At 69.4% G+C, this 21,618-nt stretch carries 23 protein-coding genes; 15 read left to right on the top strand and 8 right to left on the bottom strand.

Annotation, left to right across the window (positions count from 1 at the left end; genetic code table 11):
* Window positions 1–2 precede the first annotated feature (2 nt).
* The 9 genes from ACWGIC_RS10450 (at window position 3) to ACWGIC_RS10410 (ending at window position 9,163) form a co-directional block, all read left to right on the top strand.
* Window positions 3–767: an ATP-binding cassette domain-containing protein gene (locus ACWGIC_RS10450; RefSeq protein WP_452075620.1), complete on the top strand. Its 765-nt coding sequence runs from the start codon at window positions 3–5 to the stop codon at window positions 765–767.
* Complete coding sequence (locus ACWGIC_RS10445; protein WP_452075619.1) at window positions 764–1,807, top strand: ABC transporter permease; 1,044 nt, start codon at window positions 764–766, stop codon at window positions 1,805–1,807. Before ACWGIC_RS10450 ends, ACWGIC_RS10445 begins: the two co-directional genes overlap by 4 nt.
* 31 nt (window positions 1,808–1,838) lie before the next feature.
* Complete coding sequence (locus ACWGIC_RS10440; RefSeq protein WP_452075618.1) at window positions 1,839–2,840, top strand: ABC transporter substrate-binding protein; 1,002 nt, start codon at window positions 1,839–1,841, stop codon at window positions 2,838–2,840.
* Between the two features lie 100 nt (window positions 2,841–2,940).
* Window positions 2,941–3,990 carry a sensor histidine kinase gene (locus ACWGIC_RS10435; protein ID WP_452075617.1) on the top strand — a complete coding sequence of 350 codons (1,050 nt, stop codon included), beginning with the start codon at window positions 2,941–2,943 and terminating at the stop codon, window positions 3,988–3,990.
* Window positions 3,987–4,742 (top strand): LytR/AlgR family response regulator transcription factor, encoded by a 756-nt coding sequence (locus ACWGIC_RS10430; protein ID WP_452075616.1) that lies wholly within the window; start codon window positions 3,987–3,989, stop codon window positions 4,740–4,742. Before ACWGIC_RS10435 ends, ACWGIC_RS10430 begins: the two co-directional genes overlap by 4 nt.
* A gap of 184 nt (window positions 4,743–4,926) precedes the next feature.
* Entirely contained in the window at window positions 4,927–5,277 is a 351-nt protein-coding gene (locus ACWGIC_RS10425; RefSeq protein WP_452075615.1) for a hypothetical protein, read from the top strand.
* A 122-nt stretch (window positions 5,278–5,399) separates the two neighbouring features.
* Window positions 5,400–7,112 (top strand): sodium/solute symporter, encoded by a 1,713-nt coding sequence (locus ACWGIC_RS10420; protein WP_452075614.1) that lies wholly within the window; start codon window positions 5,400–5,402, stop codon window positions 7,110–7,112.
* 72 nt (window positions 7,113–7,184) lie between these two features.
* Window positions 7,185–7,535: a DUF485 domain-containing protein gene (locus ACWGIC_RS10415; RefSeq protein WP_452075613.1), complete on the top strand. Its 351-nt coding sequence runs from the start codon at window positions 7,185–7,187 to the stop codon at window positions 7,533–7,535.
* The gene (locus tag ACWGIC_RS10410; protein ID WP_452075612.1) at window positions 7,532–9,163 is read left to right on the top strand and encodes a solute symporter family protein; all 1,632 of its coding nucleotides are present in this window, start codon (window positions 7,532–7,534) and stop codon (window positions 9,161–9,163) included. Before ACWGIC_RS10415 ends, ACWGIC_RS10410 begins: the two co-directional genes overlap by 4 nt.
* Window positions 9,164–9,227: 64 nt before the next feature.
* Here ACWGIC_RS10410 and ACWGIC_RS10405 read toward each other — a convergent pair whose 3' ends face one another.
* From ACWGIC_RS10405 to ACWGIC_RS10390, 4 genes are all read right to left on the bottom strand, one after another.
* A complete protein-coding gene (locus ACWGIC_RS10405) occupies window positions 9,228–9,968 on the bottom strand; it encodes an isocitrate lyase/PEP mutase family protein (protein ID WP_452075611.1) in 741 nt (246 codons plus the stop codon).
* The gene (locus tag ACWGIC_RS10400) at window positions 9,965–10,423 is read right to left on the bottom strand and encodes a carboxymuconolactone decarboxylase family protein (RefSeq protein WP_452075610.1); all 459 of its coding nucleotides are present in this window, start codon (window positions 10,421–10,423) and stop codon (window positions 9,965–9,967) included. Before ACWGIC_RS10400 ends, ACWGIC_RS10405 begins: the two co-directional genes overlap by 4 nt.
* 66 nt (window positions 10,424–10,489) lie before the next feature.
* Entirely contained in the window at window positions 10,490–11,020 is a 531-nt protein-coding gene (locus tag ACWGIC_RS10395; protein WP_452075609.1) for a DUF6886 family protein, read from the bottom strand.
* Window positions 11,021–11,044: 24 nt separating this feature from the next.
* A complete protein-coding gene (locus tag ACWGIC_RS10390; RefSeq protein ID WP_452075608.1) occupies window positions 11,045–11,788 on the bottom strand; it encodes a peptidylprolyl isomerase in 744 nt (247 codons plus the stop codon).
* Window positions 11,789–11,905: 117 nt separating this feature from the next.
* On the opposite strand from ACWGIC_RS10390, the gene ACWGIC_RS10385 reads away from it, so the two are divergent.
* Window positions 11,906–12,880: a trypsin-like serine peptidase gene (locus ACWGIC_RS10385; RefSeq protein WP_452075607.1), complete on the top strand. Its 975-nt coding sequence runs from the start codon at window positions 11,906–11,908 to the stop codon at window positions 12,878–12,880.
* On the opposite strand, the gene meaB is transcribed toward ACWGIC_RS10385, so the two are convergent.
* Both meaB and ACWGIC_RS10375 read right to left on the bottom strand, forming a co-directional pair.
* Window positions 12,877–13,839, bottom strand: a complete 963-nt coding sequence (meaB, locus tag ACWGIC_RS10380; protein WP_452075606.1) for a methylmalonyl Co-A mutase-associated GTPase MeaB — start codon at window positions 13,837–13,839, stop codon at window positions 12,877–12,879. The genes ACWGIC_RS10385 and meaB overlap by 4 nt on opposite strands.
* 1 nt (window position 13,840) lies before the next feature.
* A complete protein-coding gene (locus ACWGIC_RS10375) occupies window positions 13,841–15,028 on the bottom strand; it encodes an acetyl-CoA C-acetyltransferase (protein WP_009073872.1) in 1,188 nt (395 codons plus the stop codon).
* Between the two features lie 140 nt (window positions 15,029–15,168).
* Here ACWGIC_RS10375 and mce point away from each other — a divergent pair, with 140 nt between their 5' ends.
* On the top strand, window positions 15,169–15,630 hold the full coding sequence (gene mce / locus ACWGIC_RS10370) for a methylmalonyl-CoA epimerase (RefSeq protein ID WP_452075605.1): 462 nt from the start codon (window positions 15,169–15,171) through the stop codon (window positions 15,628–15,630).
* 105 nt (window positions 15,631–15,735) lie between these two features.
* On the opposite strand, the gene ACWGIC_RS10365 is transcribed toward mce, so the two are convergent.
* Together ACWGIC_RS10365 and ACWGIC_RS10360 are read right to left on the bottom strand one after the other, a co-directional pair.
* Window positions 15,736–16,329, bottom strand: a complete 594-nt coding sequence (locus ACWGIC_RS10365) for a TetR/AcrR family transcriptional regulator (protein ID WP_452075604.1) — start codon at window positions 16,327–16,329, stop codon at window positions 15,736–15,738.
* A gap of 88 nt (window positions 16,330–16,417) precedes the next feature.
* Window positions 16,418–16,786, bottom strand: coding sequence for an SPW repeat protein (locus tag ACWGIC_RS10360; RefSeq protein WP_409182729.1), 369 nt, complete (start codon window positions 16,784–16,786; stop codon window positions 16,418–16,420).
* A 199-nt stretch (window positions 16,787–16,985) separates the two neighbouring features.
* On the opposite strand from ACWGIC_RS10360, the gene ccrA reads away from it, so the two are divergent.
* The 4 genes from ccrA (at window position 16,986) to ACWGIC_RS10340 (ending at window position 21,384) form a co-directional block, all read left to right on the top strand.
* Complete coding sequence (ccrA, locus tag ACWGIC_RS10355; RefSeq protein WP_452075603.1) at window positions 16,986–18,326, top strand: crotonyl-CoA carboxylase/reductase; 1,341 nt, start codon at window positions 16,986–16,988, stop codon at window positions 18,324–18,326.
* Window positions 18,327–18,455: 129 nt separating this feature from the next.
* A complete protein-coding gene (locus ACWGIC_RS10350; RefSeq protein WP_452075720.1) occupies window positions 18,456–19,754 on the top strand; it encodes a chromosome segregation protein in 1,299 nt (432 codons plus the stop codon).
* Window positions 19,755–19,811: 57 nt separating this feature from the next.
* Complete coding sequence (locus ACWGIC_RS10345) at window positions 19,812–20,261, top strand: universal stress protein (RefSeq protein ID WP_452075602.1); 450 nt, start codon at window positions 19,812–19,814, stop codon at window positions 20,259–20,261.
* Between the two features lie 4 nt (window positions 20,262–20,265).
* Window positions 20,266–21,384: an adenylate/guanylate cyclase domain-containing protein gene (locus tag ACWGIC_RS10340; RefSeq protein ID WP_452075601.1), complete on the top strand. Its 1,119-nt coding sequence runs from the start codon at window positions 20,266–20,268 to the stop codon at window positions 21,382–21,384.
* The last annotated feature ends 234 nt before the right edge of the window (window positions 21,385–21,618 follow it).

Raw genomic sequence — 21,618 nt, 5'->3', positions numbered from 1 at the left:
CGATGAGCGAGATCCTGCTCGACGCGGTGGACCTGACCAAGCACTACGGATCGGTGGAAGCCTTGCGCGGCGCGTCTTTCCAGGCGCGCGCGGGCGAGGTGACCGCATTGATCGGCGACAACGGCGCGGGCAAGTCCACGCTCGTGAAGTGCCTGTCCGGGGCCGAACAGCCGACGTCGGGCAGGATCCTGCTCGACGGCAGCGAGATCCACCTTGACTCGCCGGTGGCCGCGCGCCGGGCCGGGATCGAGACCGTGTACCAGGATCTCGCCGTCGCTCCCGAACTCGACCCGGCGGCGAATCTTTTCCTCGGCAGGGAAATCCCGCGCAAGGGCATCCTCGGCAAGCTCGGCATGCTTGACAAGGCGGAGATGCGGCGGCAGGCCGTGGTCGAGTTCGAGAAGCTCGGCGTCACGCTGCAGAGCACCGAAGTGTCGATCGGCTCGTTGTCCGGCGGGCAACGGCAGAGCGTCGCGGTGGCCCGGTCGGTGGCCTGGGCGTCGAAGGTCGTGTTCATGGACGAACCGACCGCGGCGCTGGGCGTGCGGCAGCGCGGACGGGTGCTGGACGTGATCAAGAAAGTCCGGGACAAGGGCATCGCGGTGGTGCTGATCAGCCACAACATGCCCGAGGTGCTGTCGGTGTCGGACCGGGTCGAGGTGCTGCTGCAGGGCAGGCGCGTCGCCCGGTTCGCCGGTCCGGACACGAAACTCGAAGACCTGGTCGCGGCGATGACCGGCGCGCTGGTCCAGGAGGAGGCGGCATGAGTGCTCCGACGAAGGACATTCAGACCACTGTGGACGGCGAGTTCGTCAAGCCTCCGCTGGGGAAACGGCTCGTCGGAGCCAACACCTTCTGGATCGCGCTGGTCCTGATCGCGCTGATCGCCGTGTTCATCGCCATCGCGGGCGGCCAGTTCGCGAATCTGTTCACCCTGCAGACGCTGCTGATCGAAACGTCCGTGCTGCTAGTGCTTTCGGTCGGCATGACGTTCGTGATCATCACCTCCGGCATCGACCTGTCCGTCGGATCGGTGCTGATCTTCGCCGGGATGGTCGCGGGCAAGACCATGGAGGCGCTCAGCGGCGGCAACGCCACGCAGGCCGGCTGGGGCGTCATCACCGTCGGGCTCGTCGCGGCGGTGCTCGCGGGCACGGTCTGGGGCCTCATCAACGGATTCCTCATCGCGGTGGCGGGCATCCCGCCGCTGATCGTCACGCTCGGCACCATGGGCGCCGCGCTCGGCGTGTCGTACCTGCTCAACAACGGGTCGGACGTGCGCAGCGTGCCCACCGAACTGAACCAGACCCTCGGTTACGGCACGTCGTTCGGCGGGATCCCGAACCTCGTGCTGGTGGCCGTGGTGATCACGCTGATCGGCGCGTGGCTGCTGCACACCACGCGGTTCGGCCGGTACACGTTCGCGGTCGGCTCGAACGCCGAGGCGGCGCGGCGGGCGGGCATCGGCGTGACCGCGCACCTGCTGAAGGTGTACCTGCTCACCGGTTTCCTGGCCGGGATCGCCGGTTTCATGTCGCTGGCTTACCAGAACTCGACCACGATCTCGGCGCACACCAACGACAATCTGAACGCCATCTCCGCGACGGTGATGGGCGGCACCAGCCTTTTCGGCGGCGTCGGCTCGATGCTGGGCACGGTGATCGGGGTGTTCATCCCGGCGGTGCTGAACAAGGGCTTGAACATCACCCACGTGCAGGACTATTGGCAATACATCGCGATCGGCGCGGTCCTGATCGCGGCGGTGTGGTTCGACCAGCGCCGCCGCCGCAAGCGCAACTCCCGCTGAACCGGTCCCCGAGTACAAAGAGGTGCTTACGATGAAATTCAGCAAAACCGTCCTCGCCGCGGGGACTCTCGCGTCCGCGGCGCTGCTGGTGACCGCGTGCGGCACCGGGCAGGTGGGACAGAGCGGGTCCGGAGACAAGCCCGGCGGCAACTCCGCGAACAGCAAGAAGCTCGCGCTGGTGCCAGGTGTGCAGGCGGAGCCGTTCTACATCTCGATGCAGTGCGGCGCGGAGGCGGAAGCGAAGAAGCTCGGTTACGAGCTGACCACGCAGGCGCCGCAGAAGTTCGACGCGGCGATGCAGACTCCGATCGTGAACGCGATGGGCTCCAACCCGCCCGCCGCGCTGCTCGTCGCGCCGACCGACGACCAGGCGATGCTCGCTCCGATCCAGCTGGTGAAGAACCGCGGCGCGAAGATCGTCGAGGTCGACACTTCGCTCAAAGACAAGAGCGTCGCGGTGTCGTCGGTTTCCTCGGACAACGCCGAAGGCGGCAAGCTCGCCGCGCAGACCATGGCGAAGCTGGTCGGCGACAAGCAGGGTTCGGTGCTGATCCTAGACACCATCGCGGGCACGTCCACCACTGCCGCCCGCGCGAAAGGCTTCGAGGACGAGCTGAAGAACCACCCGAACCTCAAGTCCGCGGGCATCCAGTTCACCAAGAACGAACCGGACCAAGCCGCGTCGAAGGTGACCGCGGCACTGGTCTCGACGCCGGACCTGATCGGCATCTTCGCCACCAACCTCAACACCGGCGAGGGCGCGGCGACCGGTCTGCGCAACTCGGGCAAGATCGGCAAGGTCAACCTGGTCGGCTTCGACGCCAGCCCGTCCGAAGTAGACGGTCTGAAGAAGGGCGAGTACCAGGCGCTCATCGCACAGGACCCGGCGCAGATCGGCACCAAGGGCGTCGACCAGGCGGTGGCCGCGCTCGAGGGCAAGCCGAACGAGCGGAACCTGACCGCCGAACTGCACTCGATCACCAAGGACGACCTGGACGCCAACTCGAAGTACTTCTACAAGCAGAGCTGCTAGCCTCTGATCGCGATCGAAGGGGACTTTCCGCACGAAAGTCCCCTTCGCCGTCTTCAGCGCTAGTATCAACTCCCCCAGGTACCCGAGGGGAGGCTCGTCGATGACCGAGAGTGCCCGGCTGCCGTGGCGCTCCCGCCCGGACGCTGTCGGCGTGCTCGGGGCGGCGCGGAAGGTCGCCGACGACCTGAAGGACGGCCTGTCCGCAGTGCGCGCCCGACGGGCCGCGCACGGGCTGCGGCGGCTGTTCGAGGTGGCGGGGCTGGGCCTGGCGGATCTGTCCGGCACGTTGATGTGGTCCGGGCGGCCGGGTGCCGACGACGCGGTGTCCCAAGCGCTGGACGACGTGCTGCACCAGGAAGAACCGGTCACCGCGGGTAGCGTGACCGCCGTTCCGCTGCACGTCCACGACGAACTGGTGGGCGCGTTGCTGCTGGTCGGCGAGGTGCCCGGCGCGGTCACGCGGCAGGCGGCGGACCTCGTGGTGCAAGCTTTGGAACGGGGGCGGCTCGAAGCTTCCGCGGACCAGGCGGCCCAAGCCGAGCTTCGGGCCTTGCGGGCGGAGATGTCGCCGCATTTCGTCTACAACGCACTCACCGTCATCGCGTCGTTCGTCCGTTCCGAACCGGACCGTGCTCGCGATCTGATGCTCGATTTCGCCGACTACACCCGCTACAGCCTGTCGCGGCACGGCGAGTACACCGTGGTCGCCGAGGAGTTCCGCGCGGTGGAAACGTATCTCGCGCTGCAGCGGGCGGTGCTGGGCGAAAGACTGAAGGTGCAGGTGCGGGTCGCGCCGGAAGTGCTTGCGGTGGCGGTGCCGTACCTGGTACTCGAACCCCTCGTGGAAAACGCGATCCGGCACGGCATCGAGCCGCGGTCGGGCACCGGGCTCGTCCAGGTGCACGGACAGGCGGAAGGGAACGACTGCGTGATCAGCGTCGAGGACGACGGGGTCGGCATGGAGCCCGAACGCGCCGCCGCCATCCTCGCGGGCAGCGGCGACGGCACCGGACTCGGACTGGCCAATGTGGACAGACGATTGCGGACGGTGTACGGGGCCTGGTACGGGTTGACGGTGGAAACCGCGGTCGGCGAAGGCACCCGGGTCGTGCTGCGGGTGCCGCGGTTCCAGCCGGGGGTGCTGCCGTGAGCGGGCTGCGGGTGCTGGCGGTCGACGATCTCGCGCCAGCCTTGGACGAACTGTGCCGGATGCTGCGCGAGGCGCCGGAAGTCGGCGAGGTCGTCGGCGCGAGCGATGCGTTGAAGGCGCTGAAACTGTTGCAGGCAGACCATTTCGACGCGGTCTTCCTCGATATTTCCATGCCGGGCTTGGACGGGCTGGAACTCGCGTCGCTGCTGGCGAAACTGTCCGAACCGCCGGTGATCGTATTCGTCACCGCGCACGACGGGCACGCGGTGGCCGCGTACGGCATCGGCGCGGTGGACTATCTGCTCAAACCCGTCCGCACGGAACGGCTTTCCGCCGCGCTCGCGAAGGTCACGCGGTTGGTGCCGAGCGGGCGTCGACGGTCCTCTCCGGACGCGATGGCCGCGTTGCCGGTCGATTCCGGCGGCCGTACCCGCTACGTCCGCCGCGACGACGTGCTGTTCGCCGAAGCCAATGGCGATTACGTCCGGCTGCACACGAGAGGCGGCGTGCATCCCGTGCGGATGCCGATCTCGCGGCTCGAGGAGTATTGGGAGGGCACTGGGTTTACCCGGGTGCATCGGGGATTCCTGCTCGCGGTCAGTGCGGTGCTGGAGCTGCGGAGCGATACGACGGGCGGGTTGCTGGCGCACACCGAGGCCGGCGACGTGCCGGTGAGCCGGCGGCATGCGCGGGATCTGCGGGACCGGTTGCTGGAGGCGGCGCAGCGCGGACAGCTGGGGAGCGCCCGGTGACGGGCGGCGCGTGCTTCACCGGCGGGCTTCTCGCGGCTCGTGAGCGGCAATGCCGGTTAGAACCGGCACCCGCACTCACAAGGCCCACGCCACACCCCTCAACCACCCACCCCCTTACGTCTCGTGAGCGGCAAACCCGGCTAGAACCGGCACCAGCACTCACGAGCCTTGCGCTGGCCGCCCGATGAGCCGCACCAAACGCGTCGCCGTCACCAGCCCGCAGACCAGGCTCGCCCGCTCCCGGCGGCTCGAACGCGGCCGCTGGCGGATGCCCCGCCTCCGCGCCCCGGAAGCAGAACGCGCGGCAGTCCTGTACCGGATCCAGCGCCGCCGCGGAATCCCCGCTCTGGTGGCGATGTTCGTGCTGGTGCTGGGTTTGCCGGTGCTGTTCTCCCTCGTCCCGTCGCTCGACAGCGTGCGGCTGTGGGGAATTCCGCTGTCCTGGCTGCTGATCGCGGTCCTGCCGTATCCGGTGCTGGCCGGGCTCTCGTGGTGGCAGCTGCGCCGCGCAGAGAAGATCGAGGACGATCGGTGAGCCGAGTGCCCGCAGCGCCCCAATGCCACATTGGGTGCATCTCACGCACCCAATGTGGCATTCGGTGCGTCGCATGCACCCAATGCCGCATTGGGGCTGCAGCGCCGAGCGGGAGCGGCTAGATGGACATCGCGCTCGCGGTAGCCCCGGTCGTCCTCGTCACGCTGCTCATCGGCGTGCGCGGGGTCGCCGCCATGCGCACGACATCCGACTTCCTGGTGGCATCACGGCGAATCTCGCCGTTCGTCAACTCCGCCGCGGTCTCCGGCGAATACCTCTCCGCAGCGTCGTTCCTCGGTGTCGCCGGACTAATGGTGAAGGACGGCGTCGGCGCGCTGTGGTACCCGGTCGGCTTCACCGCGGGGTACGTCGCGATGCTGGTGCTCGTCGCGGCACCAATGCGACGGTCCGGCGCGCTCACCGTCCCCGACTTCGCCGAAGCACGCCTCGCCTCCCCCGCGCTGCGCCGCCTCGCCGCGGTTGTCGTGCTGGTGATCGGGACCATCTACGTAGTCCCGCAATTCCGCACCGCCGGGCTGGTGCTCACCGCGGTGGGCGGGACTCCGTACTGGGTCGGTGTGGTCATCGCGGGCACCGCCGTCAGCGTCACGCTCGCGCTCGGCGGGATGCGCGCCGCGACGTACGTCCAGGCTTTCCAGTTCTTCCTGAAACTCGTGCTGTTCCTCGTCCCCGCGCTGTGGCTGGTGCTCCAGGTCGGTGCCGACACCCGAGACGCGAGCCTCACGCCGGTCGAGTTCACCCGCTTCTCGCACGCCACCCCGGTGCAGTTCGACCACGACGCCACCCTCACCTTCCGCGAACCCACCGCGATCGAGAACCGCGGCACCGTCCCACCCGGACAACTGGTGGTGCACAAGGGAGAACAGCTCACCTTCGCCGCCGGGGCGCAGGTTCCCGGCGTCAGCGGAGAGGTCGCGCTCGGCGGGCCCGACTGGCAGCGTCCGCTGTTGGAAATCGACAAGGGCTACCCGCTGCTCGGCACCTGGGCGGTCCTCATCGCGACCGTGCTCGGCACGATGGGCCTGCCGCACGTCCTGATGCGCTTCCACACCAGCCCGGACGGCCGCGCCGCGCGCCGCACCGCCGCGATCACCGTCGCACTGCTCGGGGTTTTCTATCTCTTCCCCGGCATCTACGGCGTGCTCGGCCGGGTGCTCGTGCCGCAGCTATACCTGTCCGGCAACACCGACACCGTGGTCGTCGCGCTGCCATCGCAGGTCGACCACAGCTGGGCCGGACAGCTGTTCACCGCGTTGCTCACCGCGGGCGCTTTCGCCGCGTTTCTGGCGACGTCGCTGGGGTTGCTGCTGGTGATGTCCGGCGCGCTCGCCTACGACCTGATGCCCGGCGGTCTGCGCCGGCTGCGCGTGACGGTCGTGTTCGCCGCGATCGCGATGGTGCTGCTCGCGCTGCCGTCCGCGCGGCTCGACGCCGGAGTGCTGGTGACGTGGGGGTTCACCGTCGCCGCGTCCACGTTCTGCCCGCTGCTCGTGCTCGGCATTTGGTGGCAGCGGCTCACCGCGGCGGGTGCGATCGCGGGCGTGCTCACCGGGCTGGCTGCCTCGTCCGGGTCCATCCTGTTTGCGCTGGCCGGACCGTCGTTGCATGGTTGGGTGGCGATCTTGGTCTCGCAACCGGCACCCTGGTCGGTACCGCTCGCGTTCGGCGTGATGATCACGGTGTCACTGCGCGGGCGCCCACCGTCCTGGGCCGGGGCCGCGATGTTGCGTTTGCATCTCGACGAGCGCCCTTCGTCCACCCTCGGTGACCGTTCGTCAACCGTTCGTCGTGCGGCGAGGCGTTTAAGCCGCTGACGGTTCCGCTGGCTCGGAGTCCTCCCTACTGTGTCGCGCACCACATCCGCAGCGTCGCACAAGGGAGATCCCATGAGCGCAGGCGACCCGTCCGGCGCGCCGCCGGACACGATCTGGGAGCAGGCGCACGACAGCGCCGAGTTCCGCGAACTCCGCGGCCGGCTGCGCCGGTTCGTGTTCCCGATGGCCGGCCTGTTCCTCGCCTGGTACCTGCTCTACGTCCTGCTCGCCGACTACGCGCACGGCTTCATGAGCACGAAGATCGCCGGCAACTTCACCGTCGGGCTCCTCTTCGGGCTGCTGCAGTTCGTGTCCACGTTCCTGATCACGTGGCTGTACGTGCGCTACGCCAACAAGAAGCTGGACCCGCTGGCCGAGCGGATCAAGGACGACATCGAAAACCCGGCGAAGGAGGGAGCGTGAAGACACTCGCCGCGAGCGTCGAGGGCAGCAATCCCACGCTCAACATCACGATCTTCGCGCTGTTCGTGGTCATCACCCTGGTGATCGTGTTCCGCGCCAGCCGCAACACCAAGACCGCATCCGACTACTACGCGGCCGGCCGCGCGTTCACCGGCCCGCAGAACGGCATCGCGATCTCCGGCGACTACCTGTCGGCGGCGTCGTTCCTCGGCATCGCCGGCGCTATCGCGGTGTACGGCTACGACGGGTTCCTGTACTCGATCGGCTTCCTGGTGGCATGGCTGGTCGCGTTGCTGCTGGTGGCGGAACTGCTGCGCAACACCGGCAAGTTCACCATGGGCGACGTGCTGGCGTTCCGGATGAAGCAGCGTCCGGTGCGCGCGGCGGCGGCGATTTCGACGCTCGTGGTGTCGTTCTTCTACCTGCTGGCGCAGATGGCTGGCGCGGGCGGGCTGGTCGCGCTGCTGCTGGGCATCGAGGGCAAGGCCGCGCAGTCGCTGGTGATCGCGGTGGTCGGCGTGATCATGATCGCCTACGTCCTCATCGGCGGCATGAAGGGCACCACCTGGGTGCAGATCATCAAGGCGGCGCTGCTGATCATCGGCGCGCTGGCGATGACGCTGTGGGTGCTCGGCAAGTACGGCTTCAACTTCTCCTCGCTGCTGCAGGGCGCGGTCGACAAGGCAGGCAAGGCCGGGGAAGCGCTGCTCGGGCCGGGCAAGCAGTACGGCAAGGACGGCACGACGAAGCTGGACTTCTTCTCCCTCGGCATCGCGCTGGTGCTGGGCACCGCGGGCCTGCCGCACGTGCTGATGCGTTTCTACACGGTGCCGACCGCGCGCGAGGCGCGTCGTTCGGTGGTGTGGGCGATCGTGCTGATCGGCGTGTTCTACCTGTTCACGCTGGTGCTCGGCTACGGCGCGGGCGCGCTGGTCGGACCGGACGCGATCAAGAAGGCCCCGGGCGGCGTGAACTCCGCGGCGCCGTTGCTCGCGCTGAACCTCGGCGGCCCGGTGCTGCTCGGGTTGATCTCGGCGATCGCGTTCGCCACGATTCTCGCCGTGGTCGCGGGATTGACGATCACCGCGTCCGCCTCGTTCGCCCACGACGTCTACGCGAACGTGCTGAAGAAGGGCAAGGCCAACACCGGTTCGGAGGTCCGCGTCGCGCGGATCACCGCCGTGGTGATCGGTGTTGTCGCGATTCTCGGCGGCATTCTGGCGAACGGGCAGAACGTCGCGTTCCTGGTGGCGCTGGCGTTCGCGGTGGCGGCTTCGGCGAACCTGCCGACGATTCTGTACTCGCTGTTCTGGAAGCGGTTCAACACCCAGGGCGCGCTGTGGAGCATTTACGGCGGGCTGATCGTGACGATCGTGCTCATCGTGTTCTCCCCCGCCGTTTCCGGGAAGCCGGTCGACCCGAAGACGGGCAAGAGCGCGTCGATGCTGCAGGGCGTCGACTTCCACTGGTTCCCGCTCGACAACCCGGGCCTGGTGTCCATTCCGATCGCCTTCGTTCTCGGCTGGCTCGGCACGATCCTGTCGAAGGAACACGACAAGGCGAAGTTCGCCGAAATGGAAGTCCGGGCGCTCACCGGCGCCGGCGCGGAAAAAGCCGTGGAGCACTGAGTTTTACGCCCCGAAACCGCTGGGTGCCGCTTCGCCGCGGCACCCAGCGGTTTTTTCGGTTTTTTCAATACGGCAGCTTCCCCTGCGAGATCCCGTCGAGCGTGCTTTCCAGCACGCGGCGCAGATAGCGCCACAGCCCGGCCCCCAGGGAAATCCGGGCTACCCCCAGTTCGGCAAGCCCGGCCAGCCCCGGACCGCCGGGCAGCGCCGAAGCGTTGACCGGACCGCCCACCTGGCGGACGAATTCGGCCAGCACCTCCGGCGAACGCACGAGAATCGGGTACACGCAGTCGGCACCGGCTTCGAGGTACGCGCGGCCTCGAGCCACGGCGTCGTCGAGCACCGCTTGCTCGTCCGGCGCGCCGAGGAACGAATCCACCCGCGCGTTGACCACCAGCCCGTCGCCAGCCGCGCGACGCAGCCCAGCGATCCGCTCAGCTTGTTCGGCCGTGGGCCGCAACGCGCCCTTGCCGTGGTCGGTGTCCTCGATATTGCAGCCGACCGCACCGATTTCCTTCAGCCGGGCAGCGAGTTCCGCTGGAGCCAAGCCATATCCGGCCTCGGCGTCCACAGTCACCGGGACCGACACCGCGTCCACGATCCGCTTGGCCGCCGCGAGCATCTCGTCCGCGGACGCGCCTTCGTGGTCCGCTTGCCCGAGCGCCGCCGCGACCGCCGCGGAACTCGTTGCCACCACTGGGAATCCGGCTTTCTCCACCGCCTGTGCGGTATCCGCGTCCCAGGCGTTCGGCAGGATCAGCGGCTTCCCCGGGACGTGCAGCGCCCGCAGCTTCTCGGCGGTCACTCCGCACGCTCCGGCAAGGCGGCGTGGCTCGTGACCATGAGCCGGTTCCAGGTGTTGATGGCGACGACGCACCACGCCAGCGCACGGTACTGGTCTTCGGTGAACACGCGGACCGCCTCGGCGTAGACGTCTTCGGGGACGTCTTTGTGGTCCGAGATCAGGGTCATCGCCTCGGTGTACGCGAGCGCGGCGCGTTCCTGTTCGGTGAACAGTTCCGTCTCGCGCCACCCCTCGAGCACGTAGAGCCGCCGCGGCGATTCCCCGGCCGCGACCGCTTCCGCGGCGTGCATGTCGAGACAGTAGGCGCACCCGTTGATCTGCGACGCGCGCATCTTGACCAGTTCGATGAGCTTCGCGTCGAGCCCCGCGTTCGCGCTGGCCTTCTTCACCTCGCCTTGCAGATGGGACATCGCTTGATAAAACCCGCCCGTGGCGAGCGGGATTCGCTTCGTCATGCCCTCCACGCTAATCGGGATTGGCCTAGGCGGGTGGTCCAGTTCAGCGTGGGTGCGATGGGCCAGTCAGGCTCGCGGCTGAGCATTGCGGAGCCGGATCCCGCTGAACCCCGCCGTGCTGGCGGTCACCGCGTCCCAGAACGGCCAGAGGTTCGCGAGCACCCGCAACTCGATCCCCGCCTCCTCGTGCAGGCGCAGGAGATCGCCGACCGGTTCGGCGGGGCCGAGCGGTTCGACCGGTTCGGTGGCGACGTGGGCGTGCGGGACCGGCTCGCCGAACGGCCGGAAACTGGCCGCGGGAAGCCGGTAGGCGAACAATTCCGCCGTCCGGAGCGCGTCCAGCCAGCGATATTCGACGGCGTGGACCCGGTCTCCGGTGCCGATGATCCGCGCCCGGTCGTCGTCCGTGGTCGACGGCGTCGCCCATGCCATCGCCCGAGGACAGTCGCGCGGAAACCAGTAATCCGGGCAGCGGGCGGCATCGACCGCCCAGACGTAGGGCTGCGGCTGCCGCGCGGTCGCCGCGACGTGCGGCACGAAACGCGTGATCCCCGGTTCCTCAGAGAAATGCAGTACCTGACCAGGTTCGGGTCGCATGCCTCCGTTTTACCGGGTCCGGCCTCAGCGCCCGCAGAACAGGCAGAGCGGCAGAACCAACCCCAGATCCGTCTTGCGCACCGGCTTCCCGTCCACCGGAGTCTTCCCCGGCGGCGTGTCCGCGTCCGGCTGGATCCCACCCGCCGCGACGCGATCCAGGGTGCGCAGCCCGGCCGAGCCGACCGTGCCGAAGACCGTGTAGTTCGGCAGCAGGCTGGAATCCCCGTACACCACGAAGAACTGCGATCCGTTCGTGGCCGGCCCGGCGTTCGCCATCGCCAGCAGACCGCGCGCGTACGTCCGCCGCTTGCCAGTCGGGTCGGACGGAGCGGGCGGGAGCGTCGTCGGCAGCTCGTCGCGGAACTTGTAGCCCGGGCCGCCCTCGCCGGTGCCCGACGGGTCGCCGCACTGCAGGACCTTCAGCGTCGGGTACGCGGTGAGCCGGTGACAGGTCGTGTTGTTGTAGAAGCCGTTCGCCGCCAAGTGCAGGAAGCTCTGCACCGTGCACGGTGCCTGCGCGCGGTCGAGCCGCAGCGGGAGAAAGCCCTGGTTGGAGAGAACAGCGACATCGACGCTGCCGTGGTCCGGCGTGTGCTTCGGGTCGCGCGGCAGGGACACCGGGCGCACCGCGGGGTCGTCCGGGGTTTCGGTGTACTGGCACGGCCCCGACGTGACCTTCGGCTTCGGCGCCGCTTCCGCGGCCGAAGCCGGTGCGGCGACCGCGACCAGCGACAACGCGGTCAGCACGGACACGAGCAGTTTCTTCATTCCGGTTCCCTCCCAGTGCACGGAGGATCGCAGTATAGGGACGGGAAACTGCCCGCGCTTCCGGCGAAAGTCGCATCCTGACCGGTTCCTGACACCCGCGTCCTACCGTGCGGTTCCATGATCACTCCCCTCCTCGCCGGTCTGGTCGCCGGACTGCTCACCGTCCCCGCCGGTCCGGTTCAGCAACCGCTCGCGTCCTCCGCTGCCGAACAGCAGGCGGTGGTCGCCTACTGGACCCCGCAACGCCTGGCCGCGCTGACCGAACCGTCGTCGCAGAACCCGCCGAAGAGCGGCCCCGACGGAGCCCCGTGGCCGGACCCGCTCCCCAAGACGATCGGCCGGCTCTTCTACACCGACCACGGCGAGGACGCGAGCTGCACGGCAACCGTCGTCCGCAGCAAGAACCGCAGCACGATCGTCACCGCCGGACATTGCGTCAACAACACCGACCTCCTCGGCGAGCACAACGCCTGGAACGCGCACGTCATGTTCGTCCCCGGCTACCACGACGGCCAGGCGCCGTACGGGAAGTTCGCCGCCCGGATCGGCGTCGTCGACCGCACCTGGCTCGCGAACGACCAGCAGAACGCGCAAAAGTTCGACACCTACGACCAGGCGTTCGCGGTCCTCGGGCCGAACGAAGCGGGACAACTGGTGCAGGACGCGGTCGGCGGCGCGCAGCAGATCGGGTTCGACCGGCCGGGCGGCGCGAAGGTGACGCAGTTCGGCTATCCGCGGGCGGCGTCCGATCCGGCGCGCGAAGGGCTTCCGGAGTACACCGGGGCGAGGTTGGCGTATTGCACTGGCACCGCACGGCATTGGACCGGTACGCCCACCTATCCGGACTCTCCCGATGTGTGGGGCACGGCGTGCGTCATGGGCGGCGGTTCAAGCGGCGGTCCCCGGTTGCGCGACTTCAACCCGGCGACGGGGCTGGGAACGGTCGTCGGAGACAACACGCACGCGGGATTCTTTGCCGCGGACGGGAAACCGTGCGAGCGCGATGCGGGCTGCACGCGGTATTTGGTGGGGCCGCAGTTCAGCGGCAAGGTGACGAAGCCGTTGTACGAGGCCGCGCAAGCCGCGCGTTAGCCCTTCAGTTCCGCGATCAACCGGTCCGCCGCCGCGAACGGGTCCAGTTCCCTGGCCACTACTCGCGCCGCCAGATCGCCCAGCCGGTCGCCGTGCCGGAGGTCCGCCAGCTCCGCGTGCAACCTCCGCAACGCGATCGCGGCGACTTCCTCCCGGGCGCGAGCGGCGCGGCGGCGGTCCAATTCCCCATGCGCGACAAGCCATTCGCGGTGCGTGCGCAACGCCGACACCACCTCGTCGACGCCCTCGCCCTTCGCCGCCACTGTGCGGACGATCGGCTGCCGCCAGCTCGGCCCGCGCAGTTCGCGGCGCGCCAGGCTGATCATCTGCTTCAGGTCGTGCACCGTCGCGTCGGTGCCGTCGCGGTCGGCTTTGTTGACCACGAACACGTCCGCGATCTCCAGCACGCCCGCTTTCGCCGCCTGGATGCCGTCGCCCATTCCCGGTGCCAGCAGCACGACAGTGGTGTCGGCCAGTTTCACAACGTCCACTTCGGACTGTCCAACCCCGACAGTCTCGATCAGCACGACATCGAACCCGGCGGCGTCCAGCACCCGCACCGCCTGCGGGGTCGCCCACGAAAGGCCGCCGAGATGCCCCCGGGTGGCCATCGAGCGGATGAACACGCCGGGATCGGTGGCGTGTTCGGTCATCCGGATCCGGTCGCCGAGCAGCGCGCCGCCGGAGAACGGCGACGACGGATCGATCGCCAGCACCCCGACGCGCAAACCCTCGCCACGCAACGCGGTCAGCAGCGCGGACGTCGAGGTCGACTTGCCGACCCCCGGCGGACCGGTGAGCCCGACGACCCGGGCGCGGCCGGTGTAAGGCGTCAACGCGCGGGCGATGTCCGCCACTCGCGGCGAGGAATCCTCGACAAGAGAAATGAGCCGGGCGACCGCGCGCGGTTGTCCTTCCCGCGCGCGGCCGACCAGCTCGTCGAGGTCCGGGCCGGCCAACTTACGCCGACGGGACGCGGATCAGCAGCGCATCGCCCTGGCCGCCGCCACCGCACAACGCGGCCGCGCCGAGACCGCCGCCGCGACGGCGCAGCTCGTGCACCAGGTGCACGGCCAGCCGCGCGCCGGAAGCGCCGATCGGGTGGCCGAGCGCGATCGCGCCGCCGTTGACGTTCACCTTCGACTCGTCCAGCCCGAGCTTCTCGCTCGACACCAGGCCGACCGCGGCGAACGCCTCGTTGATCTCCACCAGGTCCAGGTCGGACACGTCCAGCTTCGCCTTCTTCAGCGCGGCGCGGATCGCGTTCGACGGCTGCTCGTGCAGGCTCGCGTCCGGACCGGCGACGACCCCGTGCGCGCCGATCTCGGCCAGCGGCGTGATGCCCAGCTCGGCCGCTTTCTCCGGGCTGGCCACGATCACCGCGGCCGCGCCGTCGGAAATCTGCGACGCCGAACCCGCGGTGATGGTGCCGTCCGAGGCGAACGCCGGACGCAGCTTCGCCAGGCTCTCGCCAGTGGTGTCGGCCCGCACGCCCTCGTCAGTGGAAAACACCACCGGGTCGCCCTTGCGCTGCGGAATCGACACCGGCGCGATCTCCTCGCGGAAGAACCCGGCCTCGATCGCGGCCGCGGCCCGCTGGTGCGAACGCGCGGAGAACGCGTCCTGCTGCTCTCGCGTGACGCCGTAACGGCTGTTGTACTTCTCCGTCGACGAGCCCATCGCGACCTGGTCGAACGCGCAGAACAGGCCGTCGTAGGCCATGTGGTCGACGAGCGTGGTGTCGCCGTATTTGAAGCCCGAGCGGGACTTCGGCAGCAGGTGCGGCGCCTGCGTCATCGACTCCTGGCCGCCCGCGACGACGAGGTCGAACTCGCCCGCGCGGATCAGCTGGTCGGCGAGCGCGATCGCGTCGAGGCCGGAAAGGCAGACCTTGTTGATGGTCAGCGCCGGGACGTCCATCGGGATGCCCGCGGCGACCGCGGCCTGGCGCGCCGGGATCTGGCCCGCGCCGGCGGTGAGCACCTGGCCCATGATGGTGTACTGGACCTGGTCCGGGGAGACGCCGGCGCGTTCGAGCGCGGCCTTGATCGCGATCCCGCCCAGCTGGGCTCCCGAGAAGTCCTTCAACGAGCCGAGCAGCCGCCCGATCGGGGTACGGGCTGCGCCCAGGATCACGGAACCGGACACGTCGTCCTCCAAAGCATCGGTGCACTGGCAGTGTTCCCACGATACGGCCTTCGCGGGGTCCGCGGCGCGTCTTGATGGAGCCAGTGTGAGGGGGCGCACGCAGGGTTCCGCGAGGCCCGCCGGGGCTTATCCTCCCCGGTATGGACACCGAGCCCAGCGCATCCGTGCTCAAGCCGTTCGTGACCGCGATCGACCACGTCGGGATCGCCGTGCCCGACCTCGACGCGGCCATCGCCTTCCACCGCGACCACTTCGGCCTGGAGGTCGCGCACGAGGAGGTGAACGACGAGCAGGGCGTGCGCGAGGCGATGCTGCGCGCCCCGGGTACCGCGGGCACCGAGACGATGATCCAGCTGCTCGCCCCGTCCCGCGACGATTCGACGATCGCGAAGTTCATCGGACGCAACGGGCCCGGCCTGCAGCAGCTCGCGCTGCGAGTGTCCGATGTGGACGCTGCGGCGGCGGCGCTGCGGGAGAAGGGCTTGCGGTTGCTGTACGCGGAGGCCAAGCGCGGGACGTCGAACAGCCGGGTGAACTTCGTGCACCCGAAGGACGCGGGCGGGGTTCTGGTCGAACTGGTGGAGCCCGCCGCCTCGCACTGAACCGCGCCCCAATGCCACATTGGGTGCATCTGACGCACCCAATGTGGCGTTCGGTGCGTGCGACGCACCCAATGCCACATTGGGGCGCGCGAAGCGGCGAAACCCTCAGACCGCCGAAGCCGGCGGCGTCCCCTTGGCCGCCCGGGCAGACAACGCGTTCGCCACGAACGTCAGCTCCCCGTCGAACTCCGCCGGACGGTCGTCCCCCGTGTGCCGGGCCGTCGCGTGCCGGTGGGTGACCGCTCGCGCCAGCAGCCCGGACGCGTTGTCGATGTCCGCTCCGGCGAGCCGTCCGCCGGTCGCGGCCACGATCACCGAGCGCATCAGCCGGACCAGTTGCTGGAACCGTTCGGACAGCGCGTCGCGGACCACGTGGTGGGTGTCGGCTTCGCGCCACAGCAGGTGCGAGAGCCCGAGCGAACCGGTGAACCGGCGGTCGAGTTCGCTGACGAGTTTGCGCAGGGAACCCGCCAGGTCGCCGGGAACGACGACCGCGGCGGGTTCGATGCGTTCGTCCGGCAGCCGGTCGACCAGTGCGGCCAGCAGGTCGGACTTGCGGCGGAAGTAGTAGTGGACCAGACCCTTCGGGACCCCGGCGCGCTCCGCGATGCGGGACGTCGGGGTCGCTTCGAAGCCGGACTCGGCGAACAGCTCCTCCGCCGCGCACAGGATCCGTTCCTTCGCCGAGTCGTCGGTCATCTCCGCCTTCCTCCCCTCCGCCACCCTCAACGGAGTGGCTTCGCCACGCTTGCCTCAACCCGTCCTAGCCGAGGCTCCGCTGCCCCGATCAGTGCTGCCCAGCCATCCGGTGCGCGGCGTTGGCCTCCGGCATCGCGGCCGCGCCGGCGATGATCGTCAGCGCACCGGCGACCCAGGACGTCCACGACGCCCCGTTGAGTTCCGTGTACCCCATCACCCACGGCGCGATGAACAGCAGCGCGCCGAGGACGATCTGCACGCCCTCGCCGTAAACCATGCTCGGCGCCGCGAGCGACACCAGGCCGTCGATCGCGATCAGCGCACCGAGGATCACCATCGTCCACACCATCGTGGTGTTCGTGCTCAGCCAAAGGGGTGAAAGAGCGGCGACAACACCAATCACGACCTCGGCCCAGTCGTAGGGCCGCGTCCAGGCGCGCGTCGAGACTTCACTCATTCGTGCTCACCTCCGCCGGAAAAGAGCCGTTCAGGGAGATTTCCCATCTCCGATACTGCTCCTTGACTGGCCAGCCGGTCAAGATTCCTTGGTCACACTTCGAGTCGTCGAAGGGCCTTCCGTCTCGTACAGTGAGGCCCCCGGTTACCGACGAGTAATTTCGTCCTGTCGCGCCGCGACCGACCCCTGGAGGTTCCCGATGACGCACCTCGACGAGATCAAGCAGGCGATCCTGGACGGCCGCCTCGACGCGATCGCCGAGCTGCCCGTGCCCGAGAGCTACCGGGGCGTCACCGTGCACGCCGACGAGGTCGACATGTTCGAAGGCCTCGAAAGCCGCGACAAGGACCCGCGCCGCTCGCTGCACGTCGACGACGTGCCGACGCCGGAGCTGGGCCCGGGCGAGGCGCTGGTCGCGGTGATGGCCAGCGCGATCAACTACAACACTGTCTGGACGTCGATCTTCGAGCCGATCCCGACGTTCAAGTTCCTCCGCAAGTACGGGAAGCTCTCGCCGCTGGCCAAACGGCACGACCTGCCGTACCACGTCGTCGGCTCCGACCTGTCCGGCGTCGTGCTGCGCACCGGCGCGGGCGTGCACAACTGGAAGCCCGGCGACGAGGTCGTCGCGCACTGCCTGAACGTCGAGCTGGAAGGCCCGGACGGGCACAACGACACGATGCTCGACACCGAGCAGCGGATCTGGGGCTTCGAGACGAACTTCGGCGGGCTGGCCGAGATCGCACTGGTCAAGGCGAACCAGCTGATGCCGAAGCCTGCCCACCTCACCTGGGAGGAATCCGCCTCCCCCGGGCTGGTGAACTCGACCGCGTACCGGCAGCTGGTGTCACGCAACGGCGCGGACATGAAGCAGGGCGACGTCGTGCTGATCTGGGGCGCGTCGGGCGGGCTCGGCTCGTACGCGACGCAGTACGCGCTCAACGGCGGCGCGATCCCGGTGTGCGTCGTGTCCAGCCCCGAAAAAGCCGAGATCTGCCGCAAGCTCGGCGCGGAGCTGATCATCGACCGCACCGCGGAGGGCTACCAGTTCTGGAAGAACGAGAACGAGCAGGACCCGAAGGAATGGCAGCGGTTCGGTGCGAAGATCCGCGAGCTGACCGGCGGCGAGGACCCGGACATCGTGTTCGAGCACCCGGGCCGGGAGACTTTCGGCGCCTCCGTCTACGCCGCGCGCAAGGGCGGCACCATCGTCACCTGCGCGTCCACCTCGGGGTACATGCACCAGTACGACAACCGGTACCTGTGGATGAACCTCAAGCGCATCATCGGCTCGCACTTCGCGAACTACCGCGAATCGTGGGAGGCGAACCGGCTGATCGCCAAGGGCCTCATCCACCCGACGCTGTCGAAGACGTACTCGCTCGAAGAGACCGGCCAGGCCGCCCTTGACGTGCACCGCAACGCGCACCAGGGCAAGGTCGGCGTGCTCGCGCTCGCCCCCGAAGAAGGGCTCGGCGTGCGCGACGAGGAACTGCGCGCGAAGCACCTCGACGGCATCAACGCCTTCCGCGGGGCGTGAGGGCAGGCCACCTGCCTCTTCGGTCCGGCCGCTCGCCGCACGAGCGGCCGGACCCCGTGGGTGCTCACCCGTCCGTGACCGCGGAGCGACTACGGTGGTGGCATGAGTCTTGGCGATGAACGCGAACTCGTGCCGCTGGGAGCCGGCTTCGACGTAGCGAAGCGGGGGTACAGCCGGGCGCAGGTCGACGAGCACCTGGAACGGCTCGACGGCGACCTGAAGATGCTCACCGCCGACCGCGACGCCGCCATCGCCCAAGCCGGCGATCTGGCCCGGCAGCTGGAAGTCGCGCGCGGCGAGATCGCCGATCTGCGCGGTCAGGTCGACCGTCTCGCGCAGCCGCCGACCAGCGTCGAAGGACTGTCCGAGCGCCTCCAGCGGATGCTGCGGCTGGCGCAGGACGAGGCCGCGGACACGCGCGCCCGCGCCGAGGCCGAAGCCGGCCACATCCGGGCCAAGGCGGAGACCGACGCCAGCGCCATGCGCGCCCGGTACGAGCAGCTGCTCACCGAGCTCGACCTGCGCCGCAAGGAGATGGAAGCCGAGCACCGCAAGGTGCTGGAAGACGCGCGCGCCGAGGCCAAGCGGATCACCGACGAGGCCGAGGCCGAGCGCAAGAAGCTCGACGCGGAGTCCGAGGCCCGCCGCACGCAGGTCGAGGAAGACTTCGAGATCGCCATGGCCACCCGCCGCGCCGAGGCGATGCGCGTGCTGGCCGAGCAGGAGGCGGCCAGCAAGGCCGAGGCCGAGCGCCGGGTCCGCGAGGCCGCCGAGGACGCCGCCGCGATCCGGGCGAAGGTGCTCGAGGAGGAGACCGCGGCCAAGGCCGACATCGACCGCCGCCAGCGCGAATCGGTCGCCGACGCGAACAAGCGCCGCCAGGACTCGATCACCGAGGCCAACGCGCGGCTCGCGGAAGCGGCCGACGAGGCCCGCCGCCGCGTCCGCACCGCCACCGACGAGTCCAACCGCCGGATCACCCAGGCCAACGAGCGGGTCGAGGCGCTGCGCGCGGTGCGGGCGAGCCTGGCCGAGCAGGTCCGGTCGGCGCGCACGGTGCTGGCCGAGGCGCAGCACGTGCTCGGCGAGACCGACGGGGCCGTCCCGGCGGACATCAAGGCCGCGGTCGACGAGGCCAACGGGACCGGGCCGAAGTCCGCCGCGAACGGCAGCACCGCCTCCGGCCCGCAGGCGGGCGGCAAGGCCGCGGGTGCGCAGGGCAGCGGCGGCGCGACGGCCGCGCCAAGCGGCAAGACCAGCGCTCCGGCCGGCCAGAATTCCGCTGGTCAGGGCAGCAAGAACGCCCCGGCGAACAGCGGAAAGCCAGCGGGCGGCGGCGACGTCGAGCAGACCGTCCGGCTGCGCACGTCCGACGTGCCCAAGCCGCAGCCGCAACCGCGCCCGGCGGGAAAACCGACTGGCGAGTAACCTTCCCCCGCGAAGGGGCCGCGCCGCCCCGCTGACCGATTCGCCGGGAGGTTGTGGATGGCTGTCTATCGGACTGTGGTGGTGGGCACGGACGGGTCCGACTCGTCTTTCGCCGCGGTGGACAAGGCCGCCGGGGTGGCTGCCGACGCAGGGGCGACGCTGGTCGTCGTCTGCGCGTACCACCCGGCCAGCCGCCAGGACGTAGAACGCGCGCAGGACGAACTGGGCGACGAGGCCTACCAGGTGGTCGGGTCGGCCCCCGCGGAGGACACGTTGCAGTCCGCGCGCGACCGCGCGGCCAAGGTCGGCGCCACCAGCATCGAAACGGTCGCGCTGGAGGGCCAGCCGGTCGACATGCTGCGGAAGGTCGTGAAGGACCGCAAGGCCGACCTGCTCGTGGTCGGCAACCGCGGCCTCAACACCCTCGCGGGCCGGATCCTGGGCTCGGTGCCGTCGGAAGTGGCCCGGAAGTCGGGCGTCGACGTGCTGATCGTGCACACCACCTGAGTCCGTGGCCGATACTTCCCGGGACCTGCAGCAGCGGCTGGAACGCGCCCTGCTCGGCGGGCCCCGCCGCTACACCCGGCTCGAAGTCGCGAAACGGGCCGGGGTGCCCGAAGAGCGCTCGCGCCGGCTGTGGCGGGCGCTGGGTTTCGCCACCGTCGAAGACGACGAGATGGTGTTCACCGACGCGGACGTCGAAGCGATGCGCATCGCCGACGGTCTGGTGAGTTCCGGACTCGTCGCGCCCGGCATGGAAGTCGCGGTGACCCGTGCCCTCGGCCAGCATCTGTCCCGGCTGGCCGAGTGGCAGGTGCACATGCTGTGGGAGCTGATCACCGAAAACCCGGAAATGGCCCGCAGCGACCGCCAAGTCACCCGGCTCGTCGAGCGCCTGCTGCCGGAGCTGGAGCAAGTCCAGAACTACGTCTGGCGGCGGCACCTGGCTGCGTTCGCCGGCCGCGCCTTCGCCAGTCCCGACGAGGACCTGGAGACGCGCGCGCTGGTCGTGGGTTTCGTGGACATGGTCGGCTACACCCGCTTCACGAGGGAAGCCGACGAGGAAGAACTGACCCAGGTCCTGGACGGCTTCGAATCCCTAGCCACCGAAGTCATCGCCGAACACCACGGCCGAGTCGTGAAAATGATCGGCGACGAGGTCCTCTTCGTCACCGACTCCCCCGCCGACGGCGCGGAAATCGCACTGACGCTAGCCGAACGCACCGGTGAAGACGGCGGCCTGCCCGCAGTCCGCGCCGGAATGGCGTCCGGCCGGGTGCTGTCCCGCTTCGGCGACGTGTACGGCTCGGTGGTGAACCTCGCCGCCCGGCTCACGTCCGCCGCCCGCCCCGGGACTGTACTGGTCGATCGGGAGCTGGCCGGAGAGCTGGAATCGCTGCCGCAGTTCGATCTCCGCACCCGGCGCCCGATCGCGGTGCGCGGCTACAACCGGCTGCGCCCGTCCGCGCTGCGCCGGGCCAAGGACAAACCCACCGGACGCTTCGCCTCGTCGCAGGAGCTGGCGGCGGAGATGCTGGGGCTGAGCAGCCCCGCCCCCGCGGAGACTCCCACTCCGGAACCGGACGATTTTCCCGCTCCCGTTCCGCGACGACGTCGTCGACGCCGCTGAACGTCCGTGAGGGGAACCTTCACGGACTCTGGTTCCCGCAGGCGGCCTTCACGACTCGCAGTGCTGTGAGGGGAACCTTCACGGACTTGGATTCCCTCGAGGAGTCCTTCACGACCCACGGTGCCGTGAAGGGGCCCTTCACGGACTTGGATTCCCTCAAGGAGTCCTTCACGACCCGCCCAGCCGCCGCGTCGGGTGCGCCCCAATGTGGCATTGGGTGCATCTGACGCACCC

The sequence above is a fragment of the Amycolatopsis sp. NPDC054798 genome, from assembly GCF_053611505.1.
The sequence above is the reverse complement of the archived record's forward strand: the minus strand, read 5'-3'. Positions and strand labels throughout refer to the sequence as shown.

Coding starts and splice junctions, on each gene's coding strand:
- ACWGIC_RS10450 (WP_452075620.1), top strand. CDS start 3: ATGAGCGAGATCCTGCTCGACGCGGTGGACCTGACCAAGCACTACGGA.
- ACWGIC_RS10445 (WP_452075619.1), top strand. CDS start 764: ATGAGTGCTCCGACGAAGGACATTCAGACCACTGTGGACGGCGAGTTC.
- ACWGIC_RS10440 (WP_452075618.1), top strand. CDS start 1,839: ATGAAATTCAGCAAAACCGTCCTCGCCGCGGGGACTCTCGCGTCCGCG.
- ACWGIC_RS10435 (WP_452075617.1), top strand. CDS start 2,941: ATGACCGAGAGTGCCCGGCTGCCGTGGCGCTCCCGCCCGGACGCTGTC.
- ACWGIC_RS10425 (WP_452075615.1), top strand. CDS start 4,927: ATGAGCCGCACCAAACGCGTCGCCGTCACCAGCCCGCAGACCAGGCTC.
- ACWGIC_RS10420 (WP_452075614.1), top strand. CDS start 5,400: ATGGACATCGCGCTCGCGGTAGCCCCGGTCGTCCTCGTCACGCTGCTC.
- ACWGIC_RS10415 (WP_452075613.1), top strand. CDS start 7,185: ATGAGCGCAGGCGACCCGTCCGGCGCGCCGCCGGACACGATCTGGGAG.
- ACWGIC_RS10400 (WP_452075610.1), bottom strand. CDS start 10,423: ATGACGAAGCGAATCCCGCTCGCCACGGGCGGGTTTTATCAAGCGATG.
- ACWGIC_RS10395 (WP_452075609.1), bottom strand. CDS start 11,020: ATGCGACCCGAACCTGGTCAGGTACTGCATTTCTCTGAGGAACCGGGG.
- ACWGIC_RS10390 (WP_452075608.1), bottom strand. CDS start 11,788: ATGAAGAAACTGCTCGTGTCCGTGCTGACCGCGTTGTCGCTGGTCGCG.
- ACWGIC_RS10385 (WP_452075607.1), top strand. CDS start 11,906: ATGATCACTCCCCTCCTCGCCGGTCTGGTCGCCGGACTGCTCACCGTC.
- mce (WP_452075605.1), top strand. CDS start 15,169: ATGGACACCGAGCCCAGCGCATCCGTGCTCAAGCCGTTCGTGACCGCG.
- ACWGIC_RS10365 (WP_452075604.1), bottom strand. CDS start 16,329: ATGACCGACGACTCGGCGAAGGAACGGATCCTGTGCGCGGCGGAGGAG.
- ACWGIC_RS10360 (WP_409182729.1), bottom strand. CDS start 16,786: ATGAGTGAAGTCTCGACGCGCGCCTGGACGCGGCCCTACGACTGGGCC.
- ccrA (WP_452075603.1), top strand. CDS start 16,986: ATGACGCACCTCGACGAGATCAAGCAGGCGATCCTGGACGGCCGCCTC.
- ACWGIC_RS10345 (WP_452075602.1), top strand. CDS start 19,812: ATGGCTGTCTATCGGACTGTGGTGGTGGGCACGGACGGGTCCGACTCG.